The sequence below is a fragment of the Magnetospirillum sulfuroxidans genome, assembly GCF_018224925.1.
GTDB classification, from domain to species: domain Bacteria; phylum Pseudomonadota; class Alphaproteobacteria; order Rhodospirillales; family Magnetospirillaceae; genus Magnetospirillum; species Magnetospirillum sulfuroxidans.
The window spans coordinates 118,352-136,606 of record NZ_JAGTUF010000006.1 but is presented as its reverse complement, the minus strand read 5'-3'; the positions used below and the strand labels follow the sequence as shown (position 1 = coordinate 136,606).

The 18,255-nt window shown below is 63.5% G+C and carries 14 protein-coding genes; 10 read left to right on the top strand and 4 right to left on the bottom strand.

Annotated features, from left to right (window positions below; all coding sequences use genetic code 11):
- The first annotated feature begins 11 nt into the window (after nucleotides 1-11).
- The 7 genes from ileS to KEC16_RS09035 all read left to right on the top strand — a co-directional run bounded on the left by ileS (nucleotide 12) and on the right by KEC16_RS09035 (nucleotide 9,016).
- A complete protein-coding gene (ileS, locus tag KEC16_RS09065) occupies nucleotides 12-2,864 on the top strand; it encodes an isoleucine--tRNA ligase (protein WP_211548041.1) in 2,853 nt (950 codons plus the stop codon).
- A gap of 4 nt (nucleotides 2,865-2,868) precedes the next feature.
- Nucleotides 2,869-3,372 carry a signal peptidase II gene (lspA, locus tag KEC16_RS09060; protein ID WP_211548039.1) on the top strand — a complete coding sequence of 168 codons (504 nt, stop codon included), beginning with the start codon at nucleotides 2,869-2,871 and terminating at the stop codon, nucleotides 3,370-3,372.
- Nucleotides 3,373-3,385: 13 nt separating this feature from the next.
- A complete protein-coding gene (locus KEC16_RS09055) occupies nucleotides 3,386-3,964 on the top strand; it encodes a DUF3035 domain-containing protein (RefSeq protein WP_249208998.1) in 579 nt (192 codons plus the stop codon).
- 181 nt (nucleotides 3,965-4,145) lie between these two features.
- The gene (locus KEC16_RS09050) at nucleotides 4,146-4,415 is read left to right on the top strand and encodes a hypothetical protein (RefSeq protein ID WP_211548035.1); all 270 of its coding nucleotides are present in this window, start codon (nucleotides 4,146-4,148) and stop codon (nucleotides 4,413-4,415) included.
- Complete coding sequence (locus KEC16_RS09045) at nucleotides 4,384-5,835, top strand: M16 family metallopeptidase (RefSeq protein WP_249208996.1); 1,452 nt, start codon at nucleotides 4,384-4,386, stop codon at nucleotides 5,833-5,835. Before KEC16_RS09050 ends, KEC16_RS09045 begins: the two co-directional genes overlap by 32 nt.
- Complete coding sequence (locus tag KEC16_RS09040) at nucleotides 5,832-7,133, top strand: M16 family metallopeptidase (protein ID WP_211548034.1); 1,302 nt, start codon at nucleotides 5,832-5,834, stop codon at nucleotides 7,131-7,133. Before KEC16_RS09045 ends, KEC16_RS09040 begins: the two co-directional genes overlap by 4 nt.
- Before the next feature lie 62 nt (nucleotides 7,134-7,195).
- Nucleotides 7,196-9,016, top strand: a complete 1,821-nt coding sequence (locus KEC16_RS09035; RefSeq protein ID WP_211548031.1) for a diguanylate cyclase — start codon at nucleotides 7,196-7,198, stop codon at nucleotides 9,014-9,016.
- On the opposite strand, the gene KEC16_RS09030 is transcribed toward KEC16_RS09035, so the two are convergent.
- A complete protein-coding gene (locus tag KEC16_RS09030) occupies nucleotides 9,013-9,504 on the bottom strand; it encodes a GlcG/HbpS family heme-binding protein (RefSeq protein ID WP_211548029.1) in 492 nt (163 codons plus the stop codon). The genes KEC16_RS09035 and KEC16_RS09030 overlap by 4 nt on opposite strands.
- A gap of 212 nt (nucleotides 9,505-9,716) precedes the next feature.
- On the opposite strand from KEC16_RS09030, the gene purT reads away from it, so the two are divergent.
- From purT to KEC16_RS09015, 3 genes are all read left to right on the top strand, one after another.
- Nucleotides 9,717-10,898: a formate-dependent phosphoribosylglycinamide formyltransferase gene (gene purT, locus KEC16_RS09025; protein WP_249208993.1), complete on the top strand. Its 1,182-nt coding sequence runs from the start codon at nucleotides 9,717-9,719 to the stop codon at nucleotides 10,896-10,898.
- A gap of 4 nt (nucleotides 10,899-10,902) precedes the next feature.
- The gene (locus tag KEC16_RS09020) at nucleotides 10,903-11,250 is read left to right on the top strand and encodes an arsenate reductase (RefSeq protein ID WP_211548027.1); all 348 of its coding nucleotides are present in this window, start codon (nucleotides 10,903-10,905) and stop codon (nucleotides 11,248-11,250) included.
- A gap of 128 nt (nucleotides 11,251-11,378) precedes the next feature.
- On the top strand, nucleotides 11,379-12,836 hold the full coding sequence (locus KEC16_RS09015) for a catalase (RefSeq protein ID WP_211548025.1): 1,458 nt from the start codon (nucleotides 11,379-11,381) through the stop codon (nucleotides 12,834-12,836).
- Nucleotides 12,837-12,945: 109 nt separating this feature from the next.
- Here the strand turns inward: KEC16_RS09015 and KEC16_RS09010 are convergent, their stop codons facing one another.
- The 3 genes from KEC16_RS09010 to KEC16_RS09000 form a co-directional block, all read right to left on the bottom strand.
- The gene (locus KEC16_RS09010) at nucleotides 12,946-16,164 is read right to left on the bottom strand and encodes an efflux RND transporter permease subunit (RefSeq protein WP_211548023.1); all 3,219 of its coding nucleotides are present in this window, start codon (nucleotides 16,162-16,164) and stop codon (nucleotides 12,946-12,948) included.
- A 28-nt stretch (nucleotides 16,165-16,192) separates the two neighbouring features.
- Nucleotides 16,193-17,377, bottom strand: coding sequence for an efflux RND transporter periplasmic adaptor subunit (locus KEC16_RS09005; protein ID WP_211548021.1), 1,185 nt, complete (start codon nucleotides 17,375-17,377; stop codon nucleotides 16,193-16,195).
- Between the two features lie 63 nt (nucleotides 17,378-17,440).
- Nucleotides 17,441-18,190, bottom strand: coding sequence for an SDR family oxidoreductase (locus tag KEC16_RS09000; protein WP_211548019.1), 750 nt, complete (start codon nucleotides 18,188-18,190; stop codon nucleotides 17,441-17,443).
- Between the last annotated feature and the right edge of the window lie 65 nt (nucleotides 18,191-18,255).

The following is an 18,255-nucleotide window of genomic DNA, read 5'->3' as shown; positions in this document are numbered from 1 at the left end:
AGAGACCCGACATGAGCGCGGACTACAAGAACACCGTCTTCCTGCCCAAGACCGATTTTCCGATGAAAGCCGGCCTGCCCGATCTGGAACCCAAGCTGCTCAAGCGTTGGGCCGATATGGGCCTGTTTGCCCGCATGCAGCAGGTGGCCAAGGGCCGCGAGAAGTTCATGCTGCATGACGGCCCGCCTTATGCCAACGGCCATTTGCACATCGGTCACGCGCTCAACAAGATCTTGAAGGACGTCATCAACCGCACCCAATTCATGCTGGGTCGTGATGTTCATTACATTCCCGGCTGGGATTGCCACGGCCTGCCGATCGAATGGAAGATCGAGGAAAAGTACCGCGACGCCGGCCAGGACAAGGATCAGGTGCCGGTGGTGCAATTCCGCGAGGAATGCCGCGCCTTCGCCCGCCAATGGATCGACATCCAGCGCGAGGAATTCAAGCGCCTGGGGGTGGAAGGCGACTGGGATCACCCCTACACCACCATGACCAATGCCGCCGAAGCCACCATCGCCGGCGAATTGGGCAAGTTCCTGCTGGACGGCAGCTTGTACAAGGGCGTCAAGCCGGTGATGTGGTCGGTGGTGGAAAAGACCGCCCTGGCCGAGGCCGAAATCGAGTATCACGACCACACCTCGGTGACCATCTGGGTCAAGTTCCCGGTGGTGAGCGCCGGCTGCCCCGAGATCGAAGGCGCCAACATCGTCATCTGGACGACGACGCCGTGGACCATGCCGGGCAACCGCGCCTTGGCCTATGGCGCCGAATTCGAGTATGTGGTGGTGGAGGTCACCGAGGCGGCCGAAGGCAGCCTGGCACGGATGGGTGACAAGCTGGTGCTGATCAAGGATCAGGCCGAGCAGGTGGCCAAGGATGCCAAGGCCAGCTTCACCGTGTTGCATACCATCAAGGGCGAGGCCCTGGCCGGCACCCTCTGCCAGCATCCCTTGAAGCATCACCCCGACGCCAAGGGCGGCTATGATTTCCCCGTCCCCGCCCTGGCCGGCGATTTCGTCACCACCGATACCGGCACCGGTTTCGTCCACATCGCGCCGGGCCATGGCGAGGACGATTTCCATCTGGGCCGCGCCCATGGCATCGCGGTGCCCGACACCGTCCAGCCCGACGGCACCTATTATCCGTCGGTGGCCATCTTCGCCGGCCTTAGCGTCTTGGCCCAGGGCAAGAACGGCAAGTATTACAGCCCGGTGGCCAAGCCGGTGCTGGAAGCGATGAAAGCCTGCGGCAACCTGTTGGCTCACGGCAAGATCGACCATTCCTATCCGCATTCCTGGCGCTCGAAAGCGCCGCTGATCTTCCGCACCACGCCGCAATGGTTCGTGTCCATGGAAAGCCACGGCCTGCGGGCCAAGGCCCTGGCCGCCATCGACACCACCCGCTTCGTCCCCGCCCAGGGCAAGAACCGCATCGGCGCCATGATCGAGACCCGTCCCGATTGGTGCCTGTCGCGCCAGCGCGCCTGGGGCGTGCCGATCACCGTCTTCGTCGACAAGCGCAATGGCCAGCCGTTGCGCGATCCTGACGTCATGGCCCGCATCGTCGCCGCCTTCGAGACCGAGGGCTCGGACGCCTGGTACACCAGCCCGGCCAGCCGTTTCCTCGGCAACGACCACGACCCGGAAAATTTCGAACAGATCTTCGACGTCTTGGACGTCTGGTTCGATTCCGGCTGCACCCATGCCTTCGTGCTGGAAGGCGCCGAATGGTCCGGCACCCAATGGCCGGCCAGCCTGTATCTGGAAGGCAGCGACCAGCATCGCGGCTGGTTCCATTCCTCGTTGCTGGAAAGCTGCGGCACCCGTGGCCGCGCCCCCTATGACGCGGTGCTGACCCACGGCTTCGTCTTGGACGAAGACGGCCGCAAGATGTCCAAATCCTTGGGCAACGTCGTCTCGCCGCAACAGGTGGTCGACACCCAGGGGGCCGATATCTTGCGCCTGTGGGTGGTGGGGTCGGATTATTCCGACGATCTGCGCATCGGCCCGGAAATCCTGAAGACCCAGGTCGACGTCTATCGCCGCCTGCGCAACACCTTGCGCTATCTGCTCGGCGCCGTCGATGGTCTGAGCGAGGCGGAACGCCTGCCGGTGGCCGAGATGCCCGAACTGGAACGCTGGGTGCTGCATCGCCTGAGCGAAATCGACGGCGGTCTGCGCGCCGCCTGCGCCGGCTTCGAATTCCATCCCTGGTTCAACGAGCTGCACAATTTCTGCGCCGTCGATCTGTCGGCGTTCTATTTCGACATCCGCAAGGATGCGCTGTACTGCGATGCCAGCGACAGCATCCGCCGCCGCGCCGCCCGCACGGTGATGGACATCGTTTTGGACGCGCTGTGCAAGTGGTTGGCTCCGTTCGCCTGTTTCACGGCGGAAGAAGCTTGGCTGACCCGCCATCCGTCAGCCGACGATTCGGTCCATCTGCACACCTTCCCCGACGTGCCGGCCGCATGGCGCGACGATGCCCTGGCCGCCAAATGGCAGAAAATCCGCGATGTCCGCCGCGTCGTCACCGGCGCGCTGGAAGGCGAACGGGTGGCCAAGCGCATCGGCTCCAGCCTGCAAGCCAACCCGGCGCTCTATGTCCAAGGCGAACTGGCCGAAGCCATCGCCGATCAGGATATGGCGGAAATCTGCATCACCTCGGGCCTGTTGGTGATCGAAGGGCCGCCGCCCGACAGTGCCTTCGTTCTTTCCGATATCGCCGGCGTCGGGGTGGTGCCGCGCAATGCTGAGGGCGACAAATGCCAACGCTGCTGGAAGGTCTTGCCCGAAGTCGGCCACCGCCAGCACGACGGCGTGTGCGGACGCTGTTCCGACGCCGTCAGCAAGGCGGGCTGAGATCATGCGCAAATTGGGCCTGATGCTGGCGGCGGCGCTGATCGTCGCCGACCAGATTTCCAAATGGTGGGTGGTGGAAAAGGTGATGCGCCCCGACGGCGTCACCGACACCCCGTTCTTCAGCCCGACAGTGATCGAACTGACGCCGTTCTTCAATCTGCTGATGACCTGGAATCGCGGCGTGTCGTTTGGTATCTTCAATAATGACGGGCCGTGGAATGCGTTGGCCCTGTCGGCCTTGTCGGTGGTCATCGTCATCGCCTTGCTGATTTGGCTGGGCAAGGCGCAGGGGCGGCTGATTTCGCTGGCCCTGGGGGCGATCATCGGCGGCGCCTTGGGCAATGTCGTCGATCGGGTGCGGTGGGGCGCGGTGGCCGACTTTTTGGACGTCCACGCCTTTGGCTGGCATTGGCCAGCCTTTAATCTGGCGGATTCAGCCATCACCATCGGCGCCATCCTGCTGATATTGGATTCCTTGTTTAGCCGGCAGAACTCGGATAAGAATTGAGGCCATGAAGCGCATGAACATCTCCCTTTCGTCACCGTTGCGAGTTGCCGCCCTGCTGGCGCTGGCCTCGCTCGCCCTTTCCGGCTGCTCCGAAGCCAAGCGCGCGCTGGGCTACGACAAAGCGCCGCCGGATGAATTCCAGGTGGTGTCACGGGCACCGTTGTCCATGCCGCCCGATTTTTCGCTGCGGCCGCCGACGCCGGGCGTTGATCGCCCGCAAGAAGGCAATGTCCGCGATCAGGCCCGCCGGGCGTTGACCGGCAATCCCCGCGCCGTCACCCCGATTTCCACCCAAGGCCGCACCCAAGGTGACGTCACCTTGCTGAAAAAGGCCGGGGCCGAACAGGCTCAGCCCGATATCCGCCTGCTGGTGAACAAGGAAAGCCAGTCGCTGGCCGATGCCGACAAATCCTTCACCGACAAGCTGGTGTTCTGGCGCAAGGCCGAGGGAATGGGCTATGGCGAGCAATTGGACGCTGGCAAGGAAGCGCAGCGTCTGCGCGAAAATCAGGCCTTGGGCAATGCGCCGACATCGGGTGACACCCCGCGCATCGAGCGCCGCCGCAAGGGCATGCTGGAGGGGATCTGGTAACAGCCCCCCCCGCAACCTGAACAATGAACGCACCCCCAGGTTCCGCCTGGGGGTTTTTCTTTGCCCATCCTGGCCCGCTTCTTGCGTTACATCTTGGTGACGGCGCGGGCCGTGCCCATCTGTCGATAACGCGACATGCAACGAGGTTTCCCATCGTCCATTGCCCCGAAGGAGATTTGCCATGCCCATTTCCGCCCTGGTCATCGCCTGTGTCGGCCCCATGTGCGCCTACACCGCCCCCGCCATCTCCTTCGACACCGTCGCCCAATGCGAAAAAGCGGCGCCCATGATCGCCGGCCTCAGCCGCGCCGGCATGACCAACGCCTTGTGGCAACCGTCCTCGACCTCCGAGCGCACCGCCTTTCAATGCATCGACCACGCCACCGGCGCGGTGTTGTTCAGCTTCGACAGCGCCGCCGATGATCCGCATTACAAATTGCTTAGGGAGTGATCGCCCGCTTGCCGGCCATCGCCCATACGCCTATATCGGCAAGACGGTAACCAACGAAAGTGAACACGACATGCGGATGTGGCGCGATTGGGCGGCGATGGCGGCCCTGGCGATCACGGTGGCCTTGCCGGCCCAGGCCCAGGTCTTCAACCCGGTGACCAAGACCTTGAGCAACGGCCTTGAGGTGGTCGTCGTCGAAAACCATCGTGCCCCCATCGTCAGCCACATGGTCTGGTACCGGGTCGGCGCCGCCGATGAAACCGCCGGCAAATCGGGGATCGCCCATTTTCTCGAACACCTGATGTTCAAGGGCACGCCCGAGATTCCGCCCGGCGAGTTCTCGAAGATTGTCGCCCGCAATGGCGGCCGCGATAACGCTTTCACCGCGTCCGACTACACCGCCTATTTCCAAAACATCGCCGCCGACCGGCTGGAACTGGTGATGAAGCTGGAAGCCGACCGCATGCGCAACCTGACGCTGGCCGAAAACGACGTGACGTCGGAACTGGAAGTGGTCAAGGAAGAACGGCGCTCGCGCACCGACAACGACCCCGCCGCGCTGCTGCAAGAGCGGCTGGAAGCGGCTTTGTTCCTCAACCACCCGTATCGCCGGCCGGTCATCGGCTGGCCGGGGGAATTGGCCGGCCTAAGCCGCACCGACGCCCTGGATTTCTATAAACGCTGGTACGCCCCCAACAACGCCATCTTGGTGGTCGCCGGCGATGTGGACCCGGCCAAGGTCATCGCCCTGGCCGAAACCTATTATGGCCCCTTGAAGCCAGAACACTTGCCGCCCCGTATCCGCGCCAGCGAACCGCCGCAAGCCGGCGCCCGCCAGATCACCCTTGCCGACCCGCGGGTCAAACAACCGTCCTGGACACGATTATACGTCGCCCCCAGCCAGCATTCGGCCGTCGACAAGACCCAACCGCAAGCGCTTGAGGTGTTGGCGGAAGTGCTGTCGGGGGGCGCCACCAGCCGGCTGTACAAGGCTTTGGTGGTCGATCAGGGTCTCGCCGCCTCGGCCCATGCCTGGTACGATGCCGGCGCCTTGGACCAGACCACCTTCGGCTTCGCCGCCTCGCCCCGTCCGGGGATCAGCATGGACAAGCTACAGGCGGCGATGAAAGCCGAAATCGCCTTGTTGCTGAAAACCGGCATCAGCGAGGACGAAGTGCGGCGGGCCAAGACTCGGCTGAAGGCGGAAGTGGTCTATGCCCGCGATTCGCTCCACACCGCCGCCCGCGTTCTGGGGGAAGCGCTGACCACCGGCCAAAGCGTCGCCGACGTGGAAGACTGGCCCAACCGCATTGCCGCCATCACCGCCGATCAGGTCAACGCCACCGCCCGCGCCGTTTTGTCCGATAACGCTTCGGTCACCGGCCTGCTGTTGCCCGCCGCCCAGGAAGCCCGCCAATGATCCGCCGCCTTGTCTTCGCCCTGCTGCTGACGCTGCCCCTGCCCGCTTGGGCCGTCACCGTGGAAAAAGTCACCAGCCCCGGCGGCATTGAGGCCTGGCTGGTGCAGGACCACGCCAACCCGATCATCGCCATGGAAGTGGCCTTTGCCGGCGGCGCCGCCGTCGAGACCAAGCCCGGTCTGGTCAACATGATGGCCAGCCTGCTGGACGAAGGCGCCGGGCCTTACGATTCGCAAAGCTTCCAGGGCAAGCTGGAGGATCTGTCCATCGGCTTGTCCTTCCATGCCGGCAGGGACGATCTGCGCGGCTCGCTGAAAACCCTGACCGACAACCGCGACACCGCCTTCGAACTGTTCCGTCTGGCCCTGACCCAGCCCCGCTTCGACAAGGAGCCAACCGAACGCATTCGCGGCCAGATCCTGGCCGGGCTGACCCGCGAATTGCAAAACCCCAATTCCGTCGCCTCGCGCCTGTGGAACAAGGCGGCCTTTGGCGCGCATCCTTATGCCCGCCCCGTCAACGGCGCCCCCGACACGGTCAAGGCGATCAAGACGGCCGAGCTGAAGGCGCACGCCAAAACCTGGCTGAGCCGCCAAGGCCTGATCGTCGGAATCGTCGGCGACATCACCCCCGAACAATTGGCGCCGTTGCTGGACCAAACCTTTGGCGCCCTGCCGGCCAGCCATCCGGCGATCAAGGTCAGCGAAGCCACCATCGCCACCGGCAAGACCATCGTCGAACAGCGCGACATTCCGCAAAGCGTCGCCGTGTTCGGCGCGCCGGGGATCAAGCGCGATGACAGCAATTGGTTTCCCGCCTATGTGATGAACTACATCTTGGGCGGCGGCGGCTTTTCCTCGCGCTTGACCGAAGAAGTCCGGGAAAAGCGCGGCCTTGCTTATTCCGTCTATTCCTATTTGTTGCCCATGGATCATGCCGGCGTGCTGGTCGGCGGCGTCGCCACCCAGAACGCGCGGGTCAAGCAATCGCTGGACCTTATCCGCCAGGAACTCCGGCGCATGGCTGACGCCGGCCCAAGCGAAACCGAATTGGCCGACGCCAAGACCTATCTGACCGGATCGTTCCCGCTATCCCTGGATTCCACCGCCGCCATCGCCAATCTGCTGGTGGTCATGCAATCGGACAAATTGGGCATCGATTATCTGCAACGCCGCAACGCCCTGATCGCGGCGGTCGATATGGATCAGGTCAAGACAGCGGCCAAACGCCTGCTGGATGCCGACAACCTGCTGGTCGTCATCGTCGGCAAGCCGGAAGGAGTAACGTCATCGCCGTGATGCAGGCTTGAGATTTCGCCTTTAAGGCGTATCCTGGATCTGCATTTTGATAAAGGTGGCGCTTGCGTAAGACCACGATCTGGCCACCCATCGGTATTTTGTTGATCGTCATCTTCAATGTGGCGGTGTTCGCCGCGCTTGAACGGCAACGCCGGACGGCGGTCGCCGCTATCGAAATCGAGGCCGCCAGCACCGCCACCCTGATCGAAGCCAGCGTCAGCGAATTCATTGAAAGCAGCCAGCGGACGCTGACCGGTCTGGCCCAATTGGTAAGCGTGACCGGCGCGATGGTTGAAACGCCCCGCCCCGAGGTGGTGGCCGCCTTGACCGAACGGCGACGGGCGTCCCCCGCTTTAACGGCGTTCCTGGCCTTCGACGCCCATGGCGATCTGCGCCTGAATTCGCAAGGGGCGGATTTTCGCGGCGGCAACGTGGCCGACCGCCCCTATTTCATCCATCACCGCGATACCCCAAGCTTTCAGCCCCTGCTCGGCCCCCCGTTGCGGAACAGGACCAACGGCACCTGGATCGTCCCCCTGACCCAACGGCTGGAAACACCCGACGGGCGTTTCGCCGGGGTGATGCTCTGCGGCATATCGCCGCTGCATTTCGTCGATATGTTCGACACCTTGGCCAATGAAGAAAGCACGACGATCATCTTGCGCCACGTCAACGGCGCCGTTATCGCCAGCCTGCCCAATCTCAGCACCGAAACCGAGATTCCCGCGCCCGCGCGCAATGATCCGTCCATCGCGACCCGACGGCATTCCTCGCGCTATCCGGTTCAGGTCGAAGTCGAGATCAACCTGGAGACCAGATTGGCCCCCTGGCGGCAAGAACGTAACGCCGCCCTGGTTCTGGCCCTGTGCGGTTCGGTGGTGATCGGTGCCGGCGCCTTCGGCCTGCGCCGCCAAACCCTGCGCCGCCGACAGGTGTTGGCTGATCTCGCCGAAACCAACGCCCGCTTGGAACAAAGGGTGCAGGAACGCACCACGCAATTGCAAACCACCGCCAACCGCCTTCAAAGCTTCCTGTCGGTGGCCCAAGATGCCGTCGTGGTCATCGATCACCAGGGATTGATCACCGAATTCAACCCTGCGGCCCAAACTCTGTTCGGCTATGAAGAAGACGAAGTGATCCGCCAAAGCATCAACATGCTGATGCCGCCGCGTTATGCCGCCACCCATGACAATTATCTGGCGCATGCCCGCATGCAGCCGGCCCGTAATGTCGGGCGCGGCCGGGAAATGGTCGGCTTGCGCAAGGATTGCAGCGAATTCCCCATTGAATTGACTGTCGGCACCCATCGCAACGGCGACACCATGATCCATGTCGGCGTCATCCGCGACATCACCGAACGCAAGCAGGCCGAGGCCCGGTTGACCCACTTGGCCACCGTCGACGGGCTGACCGAAATGTTGAACCGCACCGCCTTTCTGGAACAGGGCAATCGCCTATTGGCGGAAAGCAAGGGCGCCCCCCTTGCCGTGCTGATGGTCGATGCCGACCACTTCAAGCATGTCAACGACACCCATGGCCACGCGGCCGGCGATCAGGTGTTGCGCCATTTGGCGACCATTTTGCGCGAATCCGCCCGTGGCGCCGACATCGCCGGCCGCATGGGCGGCGAAGAATTCGCCCTCATCCTGGCCCAGGCCCCCGGCAATGCCGCCGAGCGCGTCGCCAACCAGATCTTGAACCGTGTCCGCGCCACCCAGGTCAGGCTGAGTGACGATTGCATCCTTGAATTCCGGGTCAGCATCGGCATCGCCATCGGCACCGAGGCCGATGGGCTGGAAGACTTGCTGTCACGGGCCGACCACGCCCTGTACGCGGCCAAGAACCAAGGCCGCGACCGCGCCGTGCTCGCCGCGACGGATTAGAAATTGAGCAGATCCTGTATCGCCGCCAGCCCGGCCTTGGCGCAAATATCATCGGATTCACCCCCCGGCGCGCCCGAGACCCCAATCCCGGCGATCAGGGCGCCGGCGGCTTCGATCTTAAGCCCGCCGCCCAAAACGGTGGCGCCCGGCACGGTGCGCAATCCCGCTTGCGCCATGCCGGGACCGGTCAACGCCACCAAATCAGTGGTGTTGGTGCGAAAGCTGACCGCCGTCCACGCCTTGCCGGTGGCGACCCCCACCGTATGGGGACCGGCGTAACGGTCGCGCAGCAAGGCCTGAACATTGCCGCCACGATCAACCACCGAAACCGCGACTTGCCAACCGTTCTTGCGGCAAGAATCCATGGCGGCCTGCGCCGCCTTCAGCGCCGCTTCCGGCGTCAACATCGCTTGATCGAAAGTGCCGTCAGCGGCATAAGCCGGGGAAACAGCGGCCATGGCGGCCAATGCCAACAGAAATTTGCGCATGATGTGTCTCCGAACGGTTCTGGACGGGGCGCCGCCGTGTCAGGCTCTGACCGCATCAGCCAAAGCGGATCGTCGCGGCGAGGCGAACCTTTGCTTGGCGCAGAAATTTTGTTACTGAGATAGGGATCATCGAAAGCGCGCCGCTCCCTGCGCATAATAGATTAGCTTTTCCACATAAAAACAACCTGATTCCTGAGCTGGAGTAACCTGACATGACCGCCATCGCCAAAATCCTGCTGCTCGGCTCCGGCGAATTGGGGCGTGAATTCGTCATTTCAGCCAAGCGCCTGGGCGCTCATGTCATCGCCTGCGACGCCTATGCCGGCGCCCCGGCCATGCAGGTGGCGGACGAGGCCGAGGTCTTCTCCATGCTCGACGCCGCCGCGCTTGGCGCGGCCATCGACAAGCATAAGCCCGATTTCATCGTTCCCGAGGTCGAGGCCATCCGCACCGAGGTGCTCAAGCACTACGAGGATAACGGCCAAAACGTGGTGCCGTCGGCGCGGGCCACCATCATGACCATGAACCGCGACCGTATCCGCGAGGTGGCGGCGGCCGAACTCAACCTGCCGACCTCCACCTATCTTTACGCCGAAACCCTGGAAGAAATGCGGGCCGCCGTCGCCACGGTCGGCATCCCCTGTGTGATCAAGCCGGTGATGTCGTCGTCGGGCAAGGGCCAAAGCACGGTGAAATCCGCCGATGCCATCGATGCCGCCTGGAATTACGCGGTGGCCGGCATGCGCGGCGACCGCCAGCGGGTCATCGTCGAGGCCTTTATCGACTTCGACTACGAGATCACGCTGCTGACCATCCGCACCCGTGACGGCGTGCTGTTTTGCGACCCCATCGGCCACCGCCAGGAACGCGGCGACTATCAGGAAAGCTGGCAGCCGACGCCGATGACCCCACAGGCGGTGGCCGAGGCCCAGCGCATGGCCACGGCGGTGGTCGACAATCTGGGCGGCTATGGCCTGTTCGGCGTCGAATTCTTCGTCAAGGGCGACGCGGTGATCTTTTCCGAATTGTCGCCGCGCCCGCACGACACTGGCATGGTGACGCTGATCTCGCAGAATTTGACCGAGTTCGATCTGCATGCGCGGGCGATCCTGGGCCTGCCGATCCCGGCGATCACCCAGTTCGGCCCGGCGGCCAGCGCCGTGGTCCTGGCCGATCGCGACAGCCGCGACTTCACCATCGAAGGCCTGGCTGACGCCCTGATCGCGCCGGCAGCGGGCATTGACGTCGATGTCCGCGTCTTCAACAAGCCGACGACCCGGCCCTATCGCCGCATGGCCGTCGCCCTGGCCCTGGCGCCAGATGGCGATACCGACACGGCGCGGGCGGCGGCACGGGCGGCGGCGGCCAAGATCAGCATCCGCTACCAGGGCTGATTCCATGACCACGCTTTACGGCATCAAGGCCTGCGACACCATGAAGAAGGCCTTCGTCTGGTTGGACAGCCACGGCATCGCCCATGACTTCCACGATTTCAAGAAAGCCGGAATCGAACGCGCGGCGCTGGAACGCTGGTGCGACGCCGCCGGCTGGGAAAAGGTGATCAACCGCGCCGGCACCACCTTTCGCAAACTCCCCGATGAGGCCAAGCAGAATCTGGACCGCGACAAGGCCATCGCCCTGATGCGGGAACAGCCGTCGATGATCAAGCGGCCGGTGCTGGAATACGCGGAGGGCATCGAGATCGGCTTCAAGCCGGAACGCTACGCCGCCATTTTCCCGGCCTGATCCCACATGATGCGCATCATCATTGATAGAATCGATCACATCTAAAAATTAAACCAATTTCTATAATAATAGGCCGCTGCCTATGATTGCATCCTGTGCCGCCAAGGCGTCAATTCCGGAGGATCGTCATGAGCAAGTGTCCCTATCATCAGACCACCACCGCCGGGGCTCCGGTCACCGACAACCAGAATTCATTGAGCGCCGGGCCGCGTGGGCCGCTGCTGCTGCAAGATCACCATCTGCTGGAAAAGCTGGCCCACCAAAATCGCGAGCGCATCCCCGAGCGTGTGGTTCACGCCAAGGGCTGGGGGGCCTTCGGCACCTTCACCGTCACCCACGACATCAGCGCCCATAGCCGCGCCGCCATCTTCGCCGGCGTCGGCAAACAGACGCCGATGCTGGCGCGTTTTTCCACCGTCGCCGGCGAGATGGGGGCGGCGGATGCCGAGCGCGACGTCCGCGGCTTCGCCTTGAAATTCTATACCGAGGAAGGCAATTGGGATCTGGTCGGCAACAATACCCCGGTATTCTTCATCCGCGACCCACTGAAATTCCCCGATTTCATTCACACGCAAAAGCGCCATCCGCGCAGCAATCTGCGGTCGCCCACCGCCATGTGGGATTTCTGGTCGCTGTCACCGGAAAGCCTGCATCAGGTCACCATCTTGTTCTCTGATCGCGGCATCCCGGTGACGCCCATGCACATGAACGGCTATGGCAGCCACACCTATTCCTTGTGGAATCAGGCCGGCGAGCGGTTCTGGGTCAAGTTCCATTTCAAGACCCAACAGGGATGGCAGACCATGACCAACGCCGAATCCGGGCAGGTCATCGGCAAGAGCCGCGAAAGCTATCAAGAAGCCTTGTTCGGGGCCATCGAATCCGGCCGTTTCCCGCGCTGGACCGTTCAGGTCCAGGTGATGAGCGAGCAACAGGCGGAAGAGTGGAGCAACCGCACCGGCTTCAACCCCTTTGATCTGACCAAAGTGTGGCCCCATGCCGATGCGCCGCTGCAACAGGTCGGGGTGATCGAACTGAACCGCAACCCCGCGAATTACTTCGCCGAGATCGAACAGGCGGCGTTCTCGCCCTCCAACACCGTGCCCGGCATCGGCGCCTCGCCGGACAAAATGCTGCAAGCCCGGCTGTTCTCGTATGCTGACGCCCATCGCTATCGCCTGGGAACCCATTACGAAGCCCTGCCGGTCAACCAGCCGCGCTGTCCGGTGCACCATTATCACAAGGATGGCGCCATGCGCTTTTTCGCCAACGATACCGGCAATCCTGATGCCTATTACGAGCCCAATTCCATGAACGGCCCGACCGAGGCCCCGCAATACAAGGAACCGCCCCTGGCCGTGGACGGCATGGCCGACCGCTATTCCCACCGCGACGGCAATGACGATTTCGCCCAACCCCGCGCCCTGTGGGCATTGTTCGACGACGCCCACAAAGCCCGGCTGTACGGCAATATCGCCGCCGCCATGGCTGGGGTGCCCGCCAATATCGTCGAGCGCCAGCTGGCCCTGTTCGCACAAATTCACCCCGATTATGCCGCCGGGGTGACAGCAGCCCTGGCGCAATAACCACCCCACCCGGCAAAACCGGGCCGATATCCACATGATGAACCCCGGGTCGCTTCTGAGTCAGGGAAGCAACCCGGGGTTCCGCCTTTGCCGGGGGTTGGGGGATCGGTTATTCCGCCGGCAAGGGATGGGGTGAAAGCGGCGCCTCGATTTCATCGGGAACCTTGACTGCGTGGCTGCCCTGATGGTGGTGCAGCGGCCGGTTGCCGACCAGACGACGGATCAGCACATAGAACACCGGGGTCAGGAAGATGCCGAACGCGGTCACCCCGATCATGCCGGCGAACACCGCCACCCCCATGGCCTGACGCATCTCCGCCCCCGCCCCGCTCGACACCACCAGCGGCACCACCCCCATGATGAAGGCAAGCGAGGTCATCAAGATCGGCCGCAACCGTAGCCGCGCCGCCTCCATCGCCGCCTGCATCGGGGTGCGGCCGACGAATTCCAGTTCGCGGGCGAATTCGACGATCAAGATGGCGTTCTTGGCCGAAAGACCAACCAGCACCACCAGGCCGATTTGGGTAAAGACGTTGTTGTCGCCGCCGGTCAGCCAGATGCCGGTCATCGCCGCCAGCAGCCCCATGGGGACGATCATGATGATGGCGATGGGCAGGGTCAGGCTTTCGTATTGCGCCGCCAGCACCAGGAACACCAGCAAGATGGCCAGCGGGAAGACGATGACGGCGGAATTGCCGGCCAAGATCTGCTGATAGGTCAATTCCGTCCATTCGAAGGAAAAGCCCTTGGGCAGGGTCTGCGCGGCGATGCGCTCGGCCGCGGCCTGGGCTTCGCCCGAGGAATAGCCGGGCGCGGCGGCGCCGCTGATATCGGCGGACAAAAAGCCGTTATAGCGCATGGCCCGTTCCGGTCCCGCCGTCTGCTTGACCGCCAGCAACGCCGCCAACGGCACCATCTCGCCGCTATTCGAGCGCACCTTCAGCTTGCCGATATCGTCGGCATGGGCGCGGAACGGGGCATCGGCCTGGACCCGGACCGAATAGGTGCGGCCGAACTTGTTGAAGTCATTGACGTACAGACTGCCCAAATAAATCTGCAAGGTGTCGAACACGTCGGTCACCGCCACCCCCAACTGACGCGCCTTGGTGCGGTCAAGATCGGCATAGAGCTGCGGCACGTTGACCTGATAGCTGGAAAAAAGATTGGCCAGTTCCGGCGCCTTGGCCGCTTCGGCCATGAACGCCTTGACCGCCGCGTCGGTGGCCGGATAGCCGGCCGAGCCGCGATCCTCGATCTGCAATTTGAACCCGCCGGTGGTGCCCAGCCCCTGAACCGGCGGCGGCGGGAACATGACGACAAAGGCGTCTTGCAAGCCGGCATATTTCTGGTTCAGGCGCATGGCGATGGCCCCCGCGCTCATGCTGGGGTCCTGACGCTGGTCAAAAGATTTCAACGCGGCGAAGACGATGCCGGAATTGGTGGAATTGGTGAAACCGTTGATCGACAGACCGGGGAAGGAAATGGCGTGCTCGACGCCGGGATCTTCCAGGGCGATGGCGCTCATGGTGCGGATCACGTCCTCGGTCCGGTCCAAGGTGGCGGCGTCGGGCAATTGGGCGAAGCCGATCAGGTATTGCTTGTCCTGCATGGGGACGAACCCGCCGGGCACCGCCTGGAACAGACCATAGGTCACCCCGACCATGGCCAGATAGATCGCCATCATCAGCGCCTTGCGGCCGATGACCTTTTCCACGCCGCCGGCATAAGCACGGGTGCCGGCGCCGAAAACACGGTTAAACCCGCGAAACAGCCAGCCCAGACCGCTATCCATGATCCGGGTCAGCCGGTCCTTGGGGGCGTCGTGCCCCTTCAGCAGCAAGGCCGACAGCGCCGGCGACAAGGTCAGCGAATTGATCGCCGAGATCACCGTGGAAATGGCGATGGTCAGGGCGAATTGCTTATAGAACTGCCCGGTCAGGCCGCTGATGAAGGCCAGCGGCACGAACACCGCCACCAGCACCAAAGCGATGGCGACAATGGGACCAGAGACTTCGCGCATGGCCCGATAGGTGGCTTGCTTGGGACTAAGCCCGGCTTCGATATTGCGTTCGACGTTCTCGACGACGACGATGGCGTCATCGACGACGATGCCGATGGCCAGCACCAGCCCGAACAGCGACAAGGCGTTGATGGACACCCCCAGCAGATGCATGACGGCGAAGGTGCCGACCACCGAAACCGGAACCGCCAGCAACGGAATGATCGACGCCCGCCAGGTTTGCAGGAACAAGATCACCACCAGCACCACCAGCAACACCGCTTCCAACAGCGTATGGATCACCGATTTGATCGAAGCGCGGACGAATTGGGTCGGGTCATAGACGATTTCGTAATCGATGCCCTCGGGCATATAGGTTTTCAACTCGGCCATGGTGGCGCGCACATGGTCGGAAATCTCGATGGCGTTGGAGCCCGGCGCCTGGAAGATCGGCACCGCCACCGCCGATTTGTTGTCGAGCAAGGAACGCAACGCGTATTGCGCCGCCCCCAATTCGATCCGGCCGAGATCGCGCAGACGGGTGACGGCGCCATTGGCGTCGGTCTTGACGATGATGTCGCCGAATTCGTCTTCGCTTTGCAGGCGTCCTTGGGCGTTGACCGACAATTGCAGGTCCACCCCCGCCAGGCCGGGCGAAGCGCCGACGACGCCGGCCGCCGCCTGGACGTTTTGTTCGCGAATGGCGGCGACCACGTCGCCGGCGGCAAGACCGCGTTCCGCCACCTTTTGCGGGTCAAGCCAGATCCGCATGGAATAATCGCCCGAGCCGAACAACTGCACCTGACCGACCCCGTTGATGCGGGCCAGCCGGTCCTTGACGTTCAGCACCGCGTAATTGCGCAGATAGGTCATGTCATAGCGGCCGTCGGGTGACAGCAGATGCACCACCATGGTCAGATCGGGCGAGCTTTTCACCGTGGTGATGCCCAAGCGCCGGACTTCCTCGGGCAGGCGCGGCTCGGCCTGGGAAACCCGGTTTTGCACCAATTGCTGGGCCTTGTCGGGATCGGTGCCCAGCTTAAAGGTCACCGTCAACGTCATCAGGCCATCGGTGGTTGCCTGAGACCCCATGTACAGCATGTTCTCGACGCCGTTGATGGCTTCTTCGATCGGGGTGGCCACCGTCTCGGCGATCACCGTCGGATTAGCGCCAGGATAATTGGCCCGCACCACCACCGTGGGCGGCACCACTTCCGGATATTCGGAAATCGGCAGATTGCCCAGGGCCAGCAGACCGGACACGAAGATCAGCACCGACAAGACACCGGCAAAGACGGGGCGGTCGATGAAGAATTTAGAGATGTTCATGATGTCGCCCTCGTCTTGTCGGGAAAAATCAACGTTGCGCCAGCGCGTCGGGATTCTTGGCCAGCATCGCCACCTCGTGCGGGGCGACGACGGCGCCGGGGCGCAGGCGTTGCAGGCCGTTGACGACAATGCGTTCGCCCGGCTGCAAACCGGACGTCACCACCCGCAAGCCATCGGTGGCGCTCCCCAGGGTGATCTGGCGATACAGCGCCTTGTTGTCGGCACCGACCACCAGCACGTACTTCTTGTCCTGATCGGTGCCGATGGCCCGTTCAGAGACCAGCAGCACCGGCCGGCTTTGCGGCTGGCCCAACGACAGACGGGCGAATTGACCGGGGATCAGCGCCCCGTCGTCGTTGGCGAAGATGGCGCGGACCTGCACGGTGCCGCTTTTGACGTCGACGGTATTGTCGATCATCTGCACGCTGCCGCTGGTCTCGTGCCCGCCCACCTGCATGCGCACCGGGATACCGTCGACCGCGCCGCCCTTAAGGTCGGCCAACGCGTGCGTCACCACCTGTTCGTCCGCATCGAAGCTGGCATGGATGGGCGACACCGACACCAAGGTGGCGAGAACCGGGGCGCCGGCCCCGGCCGGCACCAGATTGCCGGCGGTGATCTGCGCCTTGCCGATGCGACCGGAAATCGGGGCGGTGATCCGGCTATAGCCCAAATCCAGACGGGCGCTTTGCAGCGCCGCCTGCGCCACCCGCACACTGGCCTGGGCCTCGGCATAGGCATTGGCGCGGGTATCCAATTCCCGCACCGGCATATTGCCTGATCCGGTCAATTGGCGGGCGCGGTCATGTTCACGCTGGGTAAAGGTCAGCCGCGCCTGCGCCGAGGCCAGTTGCGCCTCGGCGCGGGCCACTTCGGCGGCGAACGGGGCGGGATCAATGGTGACCAGCAGATCCCCCTTTTTCACCAGCCCGCCCTCGCGGAAATGCACCGCTTGCACCTGCCCGGCCACGCGAGAGCGCAGCTCGACCCGTTCCACCGCTTCCAGCCGGCCCGAGAATTCCTCCCATGCCACCATGTCGCGGCTTTCCACCACCGCCACCGAAACCGGCAACGGCGGCGGCGCCGCCACCGCGCTTTGCGTCGCCTTGGCGACGTGACCGTTCAAAGAGACGGCCAAGCCGCCGCCGACGACAATCACCGTCACGGCAACACCGGCGAGCCAAAGTTTGTTTTTCGAAAGGACGACGCCCATGACGATGCTCCTGTAGTTCACGCGGTGAAACCGCAACCATTCACGCGGTGAAACCGCAGTCATTCACGCGGTGAAACCGCCATCGACGGTGATCACCTGACCGGTGACGAAAGCCGCCCCCGGCGAGGCCAGATAGGAAACGGCAGCGGCGATTTCTCCCGGCTGGGCAAAACGGCCGAGCGGAATGCCGGAACGTTGCAGATCGGCGAAATCACCCACCTCCGAGTTCATCTCGGTGGCGGTGGATCCGGGCTGAACCACGTTGACGGTGATCTTTTTCGCCGCCAGATCGCGGGCCGCGCCCTTGGCATAGCCAACCACCGCCGCCTTGCTGGCGACGTAATCGGCGATGCCGGGAAAGCCGGAACGCTGGGCCAGCACCGAGCCGATGGTGATGATGCGGCCACCTTCGGCCATCACTTGCGACGCGCGGCGAATGGCGGCGATGACGCCGTGCTGGTTGATGGCATAAAGGCGATCAAGCGCCGCCCGATCCGCCGCCACCGCGTCCACCGGCCAACCGATGAACACGCCGGCATTGTTGACCAAGATATCCAGGCGGCCGAAATGGGCGTAAACCGCCGCGATCAGGCCATCGACCTGGGCGGTGTCAGCCTGATCGGCCTGAAAGGCGGCGGCGGTCACGCCCTGCGCCTTGAGTTCGGCCACCAAGGCCTCGGCCTTCTCGGCCGAGGCGGAATAGCTGATGGCGACAGCGGCGCCATCGGCGGCCAACGAGCGGACGATGGCGGCGCCGATGCCGCGGGCGCCACCAGTGACCAGGGCAATCTTGCCGGAAAGGGGCTTGCTCATGTGGGGGATGCTCCATCCATCTGTTTTGTACTGATCGGTACAAATATCGGACTGGACAGGAGGGT